This window comes from uncultured Porphyromonas sp. (assembly GCF_947254915.1).
GTDB lineage: Bacteria > Bacteroidota > Bacteroidia > Bacteroidales > Porphyromonadaceae > Porphyromonas.
In genome coordinates, this window is record NZ_CAMYEZ010000160.1 from 1 (window position 1) to 3,089 (window position 3,089).

The window sequence follows — 3,089 nt, forward strand, 5'->3', positions numbered from 1 at the left end:
TGATATGTTTCCATCTACGAGCGTGGATATGTTCCCCATAACCATAGGGGTTGAGCATGTGGTGCTACTGGAGCGAACCGAGTAACAAGAGCTAGACGACATAACCGATGATAGCGCTATAGAGTCCAGACCAACCATTGCCACATCGCTGAGTATACGGACTCCCTCGGAGGAAATCAAACAATTCCTCCGTGGAGAATCTAGATTATCCAGCGAGGTAGTAAGAAATTCTTCCGAACTTTCATTTCATTCTTCCGAAGTTTTATTTCATTCTTCCGAACTTTCATTTCGCCCCTCGGTGGAGAATTTTCGTTTCCTCGGGAGCTATTAGAGATTTTTCCCCGAGATATTGGCGTCAATAGAGATGTAGGAGTAGCTATAAGGTGAGGTTATAATGCTATACAGCGGGACTCACACCACATACTCTCCTTGGTTGTCATCGTACCTAGTCTCTCGGAAGTATAGGATTGTCATACCTCCGCCCTAAATTACTGAGGGATCCTTTGTTCCACAGCTATTTTATTAGTAGCTTTGTAGCAACAAACTAACTCATCGCAGATTTACATGGAGCATTATTACTGTGTCATTATGAGTGGCGGGGTGGGAAGTCGCTTTTGGCCTATCTCACGACAGTCACGACCCAAGCAATTCCTAGACTTCTTTGGGACTGGCAGATCGCTGCTACAGGACACTTACAAGCGATTCTTGAGGATTGTCCCTGAGGACCATATATACATCGTCACACATGCGGACTATGTCGACCTAACCCTTGAGCAGCTCCCGGGACTCACGCGCGACCAGATCCTCACGGAGCCTCTGCGACGTAACACGGCTCCATGTATCGCCTATGCTTGCTACCATATCCAGCAGCGAGATCCGAAGGCGTCAATCGTCGTGGCGGCGTCGGATCATATCATCATGAACGAGGACAACTTCGTCCAGACGGTCAGCCAGTCGCTCCGCTTCGCTGCCCTCCACCCCTACCTCCTGACGCTGGGTATCAAGCCAACAGCTCCTGAGACGGGCTATGGCTACATACAAGTGGACTCTAGCGAAAGGGCGCTCGACGGACAGTACCACAAGGTGAAGGTCTTTACCGAAAAGCCTAACCGTGAGATGGCCGAGATATTCGTATCCTGTGGCGAGTTTCTCTGGAATAGCGGTATGTTCGTTTGGAGTGTCAAGACGATCCTAGATGCTTTTGCCAAGTATATGCCTGAGGTGAGCAGACTCTTTACCGAGCGCGCCAGTGACTTCGGCACCGACCGTGAGCGGGCGGCGATCGAGGAGATCTATCCCTACTGCCCTAGTATATCAATTGACTACGGTGTCTTGGAAAAAGCGGACAACGTGCTTGTCACGCCCGCCACTTTCGGCTGGGCTGACCTAGGTACCTGGGGGGCGCTCTACGACCAGAGCTCAAAAGATCAGACGGGCAATGTGACGAATCACGAGAAGACCCGATTCTACGAGTCGATGAATAATATCCTCTACATTGACGATCCCGACTTGCTAGCGGTCGTCCAGGGGGTCGATGACTGTATCATTGCTAAGCATGGCAACGTGCTACTCATCTGCAAGCGGGAGGCGGAGCAGAGTATCAAGAACTATGTGACCGACGTGGAGATAGAGTCTGGACAGGACTACATCTGACCTATTCGCGCGAACTATGCAGGAGATGTGGCTACACCAGATCTGGGGCAATAGACTCTACGAGTCTCTCACCTTCGAGCCACACCCCTGTATCCCTGAGGGAGTCACGCCGATCGTCATTGACCCAGGGCGGTACAACACGAATGGCGGGCCCGACTTTAGCAATCTCAAGCTACGCATAGGGCCTTTGACCTGGGCGGGCAATGGGGAGATCCATTGCCAGGCGACGGACTGGCTACGCCATGGGCACCAGCTGGACCCTGCCTACAATAATGTGCTCCTACATATCGTGCTGCAGGACGATGGCCCCATCTCTCTACAAGCTGGCACACCACCTATCACTTGCCGTATGCAGATCAATCCTGATCTGCTCGCCATAGCGCAGCAACTCACGGAGGCACCACAGATTCCTCGCTGTGGGGAGGCTTGTAGCCAGCTACCCGAGCGTGTGCAGGCGGATTGGTTTGCACAGCTGACTCGTGAGCGACTGGACAAGAAGTGTCAGCAGATTGAGACGGCGATGAGCTTTTTCAAAGGCGACCTGGCTGCGGTGACGCACCTTTTCCTGATGCGTTACCTGGGGGGCAAGGTGAATAATGATGCTTTCGAGCAGATAGCTCGCCAACTCCCGCCTTCTATCCTACTGAAGCACAAGACTTCGCCACTAGCCCTCGAAGCGTTGCTCCTCGGCGTGGGCGGACTACTGGAGAGTGCACCAATATCTCCCGAGATAGACCAGTACCGAGAGCGACTAAAGGAGGAATTTACCTTCCTATCGCACAAGTATCACCTCTCTCCCCTATCGCTTGGCACAATACGTATGCTACGGCTCCGTCCGAGCGCCTTCCCGCATCGTCGGCTCGCCTACCTCGCAGCGCTCTACTATCGTAGTGACAATCTGCCAGGAGAGCTCCTCCGCACATCGTCTCTAGCTCATCTGGAGCAGCTGCTCACCGTCACCCCGACCGACTACTGGCAGCGACACTACCACTGGGGTAGCGAGACGGATGCTCAGCTCGGCACCATAGGACGGGCGACGGTCGAGAGCATTGCGATCAATGTGGTCATACCGCTTCAGTACTACCTCACACAGGAGCGCGACCTCCTCGGGCTATCCCTAGCAAAGGACTCGCTGATGAGTGCGCACGACCTACCCGCTGAGCGCAACAGGGTCGTGAAGCGCTTTGTCAACGAGGGGCTACGTCCCCGCAGTGCCTACGACTCGCAAGCTCTCCTGCAGCTCTATGGGAGCTACTGCGAGCCTCGTTGCTGTTGGCTATGCCCCGTAGGGCGTACGCTACTACAGAGCTATGGTGCGATGAGCCTGCCCCCCTCCATTGGCGAACAGCAAGACTTATAAGAAAAACCCCTAGTGACCGATTCGGTCGCTAGGGGCTTCGTTTATATGTCGGAAAAAGGGAGCTCTTACTCCGTAA

The 3,089-nt window shown here is 53.6% G+C and carries 2 protein-coding genes; both read left to right on the forward strand.

Annotated features, from left to right (window positions below; translation table 11 throughout):
• Positions 1-564 precede the first annotated feature (564 nt).
• The gene (locus tag Q0X57_RS07960) at positions 565-1,653 is read left to right on the forward strand and encodes a mannose-1-phosphate guanylyltransferase (RefSeq protein ID WP_297729927.1); all 1,089 of its coding nucleotides are present in this window, start codon (positions 565-567) and stop codon (positions 1,651-1,653) included.
• A gap of 16 nt (positions 1,654-1,669) precedes the next feature.
• Complete coding sequence (locus Q0X57_RS07965) at positions 1,670-3,013, forward strand: DUF2851 family protein (RefSeq protein ID WP_297729929.1); 1,344 nt, start codon at positions 1,670-1,672, stop codon at positions 3,011-3,013.
• Positions 3,014-3,089 lie beyond the last annotated feature (76 nt).

What these genes read in the sequence shown, in the direction of transcription:
- Q0X57_RS07960 (WP_297729927.1), top strand. Translation starts at nt 565, where the DNA reads ATGGAGCATTATTACTGTGTCATTATGAGTGGCGGGGTGGGAAGTCGC.
- Q0X57_RS07965 (WP_297729929.1), top strand. Translation starts at nt 1,670, where the DNA reads ATGCAGGAGATGTGGCTACACCAGATCTGGGGCAATAGACTCTACGAG.